The following is a 5,561-nucleotide window of genomic DNA, read 5'->3' as shown; positions in this document are numbered from 1 at the left end:
GGCCCGGCAACGCTCGGGGAACGCCGGAGCCCGATCGACAGGTCAACGCCAAGGCAGCTCGGCCAATCCCAGCACGGGTCAGATCGGTCCGACGTTCGAGGCGTATTTTGGACTGAGTATCCCAGCAGTGGTGGCCGGCATCGCGGTCAGCGTCCATATCGAGGTTGGCGCTATCGAAATCGCCGGACGCCAGCTGTTGCCATAATGCGAGCGCGGCGCGCGCGGCAGCCGGCACATGGTTCGCTGGTGTCGTCTGGGCGGCATACGGCGGCAGGCCGCCGGCGCTGTGTTCGATCGGCGTCGTGGGCTGCGTTTCGTAACCGGCATTGGGCTGGGCGGCAGCGCTGCGGGTAGGCGGACGCCGGCGGCGCTGTAGTGAATTGCGCATGCACCGGCTGGGCCAGTTGCAGTTCGTTCGGATAGATGATGCCGAACACGGCCAGATAATCGGCCGCATTGGAAAAGCCCTGCCACAAGCATTGCTGCAATTGCTGCAGCACGTCGCAGATGTGGACCGCCTGGTCGGTGGCGGCAAACGCCGTCAGCGCTTGGCCATTGGTGCCGGGCTGAGGATCGGGAAAGCTGGGATCTTTGGGCGGGCTCTTGCTTCCGCACACCGTGCCGCCCGTGACAATACACAGTATCACAATGCCGACGAAGATCAGCGCCATCGCGAGATAACTCCAGCAGGTCTTGCTCTTGGTTTCCTCGCTGTCGGAATTGGACGGACCAGCGCCCGGCGGCGAGCCTCCATTGCTGGCCGGTTTGACGCCGGTGTCCACCGGTGGAAAGGCATCTGGATTAGCGGCCTTGCGTTTCTCCAAAGCAAAGCTCAGCGGCGCGGGAACCGCGGGCAGATCGAAGACGGCCAGCAGTTCCAGATGGCGCAGCAGCTTGCTGTAGCCCGTCTGCAGGTCCGGAAGCGGTGGCGCTATTTTCGGATCGTAGGTAGCGGCAAGGCTGTCATTCAGCAATTCCGCGATCGATGGCGGCAATTGTGGTGGCAGGCTTGGCGCGCCCCAGCGCAGTTGATGCGCCAGCTTGCTCAGCGTCGGCAGGCCGGGGCGGTGATCGCGCAGCCAGGCTCCGCCGGCGTACTTGGCCAGGCGGCCACGATAGGGATGGGCGCGGCGCGGACCGCCGACGGTGCGCGATTGCCAACTGCTGCCAACCACGTTGCCGCTGTAACCGGCCAGCACGCCAAAGGCAAAGGCGCGCGCGCCGCTGGCCTTACCGGCCTTCGTCGTGATGTTTCGCACGAAGGCGTCGGTGCGGCGGGCCAGGAACAAATCGCCCCAGTCCCAGTCAGCTATTTTTTTATCATCCTGGCGCGGGTGGCGGGTCAGGTAGCGTGGCGGCGACATTTGCGCGGGCAAGGCCTGGGCGGCGGTGATCACCTGCGTGACGCGATGTTCCAGTCCGGCGAGTAGCGCGTTGGCTTGGTTAAACTTCGCGACGGCGTCTGGCGCACCCGGATCGGTCAACGACGATTCCAGCGCAGCGCGCGCGGTGCCGACATCGGCATACACCTGAAGTCCTTCGCGCCACAGGTCGGCTGCGGTCTGCAGCATGTCCAGCTCAGTATTGTTGCTGGCGGCGTGGGTCAGCAGATGATCAGTGACCGCACCCAGCGCGGCCAGGTCGCCGTCCAGTTGGAGCACATGCAGCGTGCGTGCCTGCTCTTTTTGCTCGGCCGGATTGCTATAGCTGGTTTGCTTCAGCAGCGCGTGCAACTCGTCCAGCACGGCCAGGTGGCCGAAATAATCGATCATCGCATCCTCGGCTAAATAACGTTTCAGCTTGGCTTCCGGCTCTACGCTTACAAATGAAACGGCGATCGAGCCCATACTAGTTGCAAAATGAGCTTGCATTCGGCACCGCTAAATTCCACTCCCGCTGACACACGCAAATTGCGAATTCCTGCACACCGACCCGGGCGCCGATCGCGATATGAAGTTATAGGAGGTCCAACGCCCTTTTGCCTCCGTACATTTTGTTATTTCCAAAAAACATTGGATAACATTGTCAATTAGATCGCAACTTAAGCCAATGTTATTGACGAATTTAGGAATACTACATGTCATCGCCTTGACTTTTTTCGGTTGCTAGCAATGCGGCTTATTCCTGGGGTGAGCGCTCGGCCTCCTCGGCCAGGGGAGCCGATTTGGTTCAGCTGCTAACGTTGCGCTGCTCGGCATTCGGGACGAAAAAGGTCCGCCGTGTTCGGTCCGCTTTCGGGTCCGATTGTCATCGACGGAGTGGCGCTTCAGACAGGGACATGGCATTTTCCTTTTCCGCGTTGCCGGTTTGATAACGGAGTTACGAAACTAGCAACAGTGGCAGGTGTGACAGGACAAACGCGGCGTCCTAGCCGCACGCTACCGCGGCCCAGTACGCACCGGACGCTAGAGAAAGGATATGTTAGTCGAAGCAAATTGCAAGGGTTGCCGAAATCCAACTGCGTCGAAAGCCCAAGCATATGGTGCGACGGCCGTCGTAATCGTGAATGAGCTGCATGCCGCAGTACAAGCCTCACGCGTTGCGGCGATCCCCGCGTACATTGCACCTGCAATGCACAGGGCACCATCGTTCGTGAGGTATGTAGAGCTGGCAACCCAACCACTACCTTCTCATCATTTTTTCACGAATCCCAATGGGCTCGATTCAGCCGGATGCAGCATCAGTAGCCGATCGAATGCCGTCTCAGTTCTCTGGAGTGTTCTCTGATTTCGAAAGCGCGGTCGAATTGGCGACTCCCCCAAACCGAGCATTTCACGCGCGAAGCCCCGTTGCAACTTGCCGATCACACCGGCACCAATGACCGTTATGTCGCGTTGAAGGGTCCGACAGATCAACGCGGTCATTGACCGCTTCTGGCCGAGGGCGTGTGAAAACACAAAAGTACTCGGTTTTCGGATGTCGCTTTACCCTTCCCGAGTCGCCACCAGCCCGTTACGGGGCGATCTGAAGGGTCGACTTTTAAGAAGGCCTGAGGCAGAACGGGTTTTCACACGCCCTCGGCCGATTGCTGCCTGATGGCGTTCAAGGCTGAATCGCGTTGCCGCCGAGCATCTGCATCAAGGTCTTCGCGTTTCGCTGACCCTGGTCCTCCCAGTTATTGTTGAACACGACGTGCGTGCGCTCGACCAGTTTCGCAATCTCGATGATCTGCTCGGCCAAACTGCCCAGTTCCTCGTCGTTGTAGTCGTAGTTAAAGCGTGACGAGGCCGCCGGCGCATCCTTGATGTTCCACGTTTCATGATTGCGGCCGTGCAGCCGGATGAGCGCAAGACTCGGGTTTGTGACCTCCCGCACGCTGGGGATCGAATTGGCCGTCGTGTTCGGTTCGTCGACAACGACGTTGACGAAACTGCGATCGCACTCCATCGCGAGCGTCGCCTCGCGCGCCTTTCCGGAGAACCAGGACTTGTGGCGGAATTCAGCAGCGAGCGTGAAGCCTTCCATCACGTCGGCGCAATGCTCAACGTGTGCGCGCCCGTCGGCGTTGTTCGTGACCCAGGGTGCGAACTGGAAATGCACGGCGCCAAGCTTACCTGCTTTCCGCAGCGGCTCGATCGCCTCGATGTATCGTCGCCACAGCTCTCGAAGAACTTCGCCCGGCGTGTCCTTGTAGTACAGGTTTTTCTTGTCGCTGGGCGGCAGCGCGGCCTGGATGTCCTTGGGGAGCCTGGTTCGGTCTGTCTGATGTCCCGTAAAGAGGCGAAACGCCTTGATGTTGAAGACGAAATGCCCGGGCGTGCGCTCGGCCCACAGCACGGAGTTCGCCGCGCTCGGCATCGCGTAGTAGCTCGAGTCCACTTCGACCAGGGGAAACTGTGTGGCATAGAAGCGCAGACGGGCTTCGGCGCTCGTACAGCCGGGCGGATAGAACCTCTTGCTTGCGATCAGCGTCGGATCCGTCCAGGAAGCAGTGCCGATCCGGATGGTCATCAATCTCTCCGTGCGAGGGCTTTGCGTTCATTGTAACGACAGGCCGGCACCAGCCTCGCGGCTCGACTTCTGTCCGGATGTTGCGCCGCGTCGTTCGGCAGACGCGCCGTGCTCACTGCCAACGATGAAGCTCACGCAGCGAAAGAACGACTGCTGGCGGCACACGCATTGCGCTGGTCGCGCCCTGCTACCGAAGGGCGTCGCCGCATGGCCGATCGCAGCAGGCCGCCGTGTCCGCGCTGACTACAACGAACTGACGAGGCGCAACCCGACACCATCCATGCGAAGCGCAAGCGCACGCAGCGCGTGCTTTCACACGGCCACGGCAATTTACCATCGAGGACGCCACTCGCCGTTGACCAGCCTGACGAGCAACCGTCCCTCACCGTGTCCTGCCAGGTCCGAGCCCATCTCGGGGTACGCGGTCTGCAGTTCTGCAACGTGGGCCCATTGCGGCACGTCGGTCATTTCGTAGGAGTACATCACGACAGTCTCGGTCGGGGCGCCGGTGATCGAGACCGGTTCGTCCCACTTGACGACCTTCGCCAGCTTCACATGGCCGTAGCAGAAACGCCCCGATTCTTCGCCAGGCGCAGGCGGAGGCTGGCTGTTGTAATGCACCAGCTGCTTGCGCCCTTCGTCCGTCAACGAGAATACCGCCCTCTTCTGGTTGTTGGTCGAGTAATTGGCGATGTCGCGTCGGCTGATGAGGCCAGCCTTCGCCAGCGCGACGGCCTTGTCATAGAAGCCCATCACGTTGCCGGCGTCGCTCGGGTCCGCTGTCGTCGGCCATGAGACGGGAGGCAGACATTTCATTGGATGCAAGGCCATTCGTTGATTGACGGCCGCCGTGAAGTTTTCTTCATTGGGCGTCGCCTTGCTAGAGCACGCAGCGAGGCTGACAAGAGCGAGGGCAGCCGCCGCGCAGATTAACGAAGACTTGAGCATTTGTGTTGGTTTGGGAGTGGTCAGGCCAAGCAGCAGTGATTCGTGTGACGATATGCGCGAAAATCTACCACACTCCAAGAATCTGGCCGGACTTGACTCGCCCCGGAACGCCGTAGACTGGCTCAATCAAATGCTGGATGCGAATGATGGGCACGAAGTTTCTAATTGGTCGGTGGGTGTCCCCTTGGGCGAGCGACCCATTTTTGAAAATCCGCATAGCCATTCGAATTGAAACGCGAGACGTCGTGATGCTTCACCACTTCGTCGATCGCGCATGGCGCCGGTTCAGGCCAGACGAGGACGCATACGTGCGCGAACTGATCAACGAAGAGATCGATGACGTCATTGAGTGTCCGGTGGATTACGGGTTGAAGGCGACGGATGCCATACCCGCCGCATGGTCCGATGGTGAATCGAATGCCCTACACGAGCTCAGTGAGGACGATGAAGAAGTGAATGCCCACGATTCCGAGCATGCGTGCGCCTGCTGTGTGTTAGCGCCAATGTAAAACTGACCCACCGGGGGTGCGGACGAAAACCTGACCCACCTGGGAGAGGATGGCGGCTTTTTGCCGCCGATGCTGACTCAGGAGCAAGCAGTGGAAATCAAGGTATTGGCAAGACGGGGAACGGCGGTACGCGAGATTGCGCGGCAAACGGGC

General features: G+C 60.2%; 6 protein-coding genes. 2 read left to right on the top strand and 4 right to left on the bottom strand.

Annotated elements, in window-relative coordinates:
- Window positions 1–205 (top strand): hypothetical protein (locus tag AB3X89_RS38725; RefSeq protein WP_368587877.1); only part of this gene is annotated, 205 nt, incomplete at its 5' end.
- Here the strand turns inward: AB3X89_RS38725 and AB3X89_RS38720 are convergent.
- The 4 genes from AB3X89_RS38720 to AB3X89_RS38705 all read right to left on the bottom strand — a co-directional run bounded on the left by AB3X89_RS38720 (window position 171) and on the right by AB3X89_RS38705 (window position 4,899).
- Window positions 171–1,871: a hypothetical protein gene (locus AB3X89_RS38720; RefSeq protein WP_368587876.1), complete on the bottom strand. Its 1,701-nt coding sequence runs from the start codon at window positions 1,869–1,871 to the stop codon at window positions 171–173. The genes AB3X89_RS38725 and AB3X89_RS38720 overlap by 35 nt on opposite strands.
- Window positions 1,872–2,633: 762 nt before the next feature.
- A complete protein-coding gene (locus tag AB3X89_RS38715) occupies window positions 2,634–2,864 on the bottom strand; it encodes a hypothetical protein (RefSeq protein ID WP_368587875.1) in 231 nt (76 codons plus the stop codon).
- Window positions 2,865–3,042: 178 nt separating this feature from the next.
- Window positions 3,043–3,951, bottom strand: coding sequence for a DUF72 domain-containing protein (locus tag AB3X89_RS38710; protein ID WP_368587874.1), 909 nt, complete (start codon window positions 3,949–3,951; stop codon window positions 3,043–3,045).
- A gap of 330 nt (window positions 3,952–4,281) precedes the next feature.
- A complete protein-coding gene (locus tag AB3X89_RS38705) occupies window positions 4,282–4,899 on the bottom strand; it encodes a hypothetical protein (RefSeq protein WP_368587873.1) in 618 nt (205 codons plus the stop codon).
- 143 nt (window positions 4,900–5,042) lie between these two features.
- Between AB3X89_RS38705 and AB3X89_RS38700 the strand changes: the two genes are divergently transcribed.
- Window positions 5,043–5,408 carry a hypothetical protein gene (locus tag AB3X89_RS38700; RefSeq protein ID WP_368587872.1) on the top strand — a complete coding sequence of 122 codons (366 nt, stop codon included), beginning with the start codon at window positions 5,043–5,045 and terminating at the stop codon, window positions 5,406–5,408.
- The last annotated feature ends 153 nt before the right edge of the window (window positions 5,409–5,561 follow it).

It is taken from the genome of Paraburkholderia sp. BR14320, from assembly GCF_040948665.1.
In the GTDB taxonomy this organism is placed as follows: domain Bacteria; phylum Pseudomonadota; class Gammaproteobacteria; order Burkholderiales; family Burkholderiaceae; genus Paraburkholderia; species Paraburkholderia youngii.
This window is presented reverse-complemented; position numbering and strand designations above follow the sequence as displayed.

Excerpts from the sequence above, each read along its gene's own strand:
- AB3X89_RS38720 (WP_368587876.1), bottom strand. The coding sequence starts at position 1,871 with ATGCAAGCTCATTTTGCAACTAGTATGGGCTCGATCGCCGTTTCATTT.
- AB3X89_RS38715 (WP_368587875.1), bottom strand. The coding sequence starts at position 2,864 with ATGACCGCGTTGATCTGTCGGACCCTTCAACGCGACATAACGGTCATT.
- AB3X89_RS38710 (WP_368587874.1), bottom strand. The coding sequence starts at position 3,951 with ATGACCATCCGGATCGGCACTGCTTCCTGGACGGATCCGACGCTGATC.
- AB3X89_RS38705 (WP_368587873.1), bottom strand. The coding sequence starts at position 4,899 with ATGCTCAAGTCTTCGTTAATCTGCGCGGCGGCTGCCCTCGCTCTTGTC.
- AB3X89_RS38700 (WP_368587872.1), top strand. The coding sequence starts at position 5,043 with ATGATGGGCACGAAGTTTCTAATTGGTCGGTGGGTGTCCCCTTGGGCG.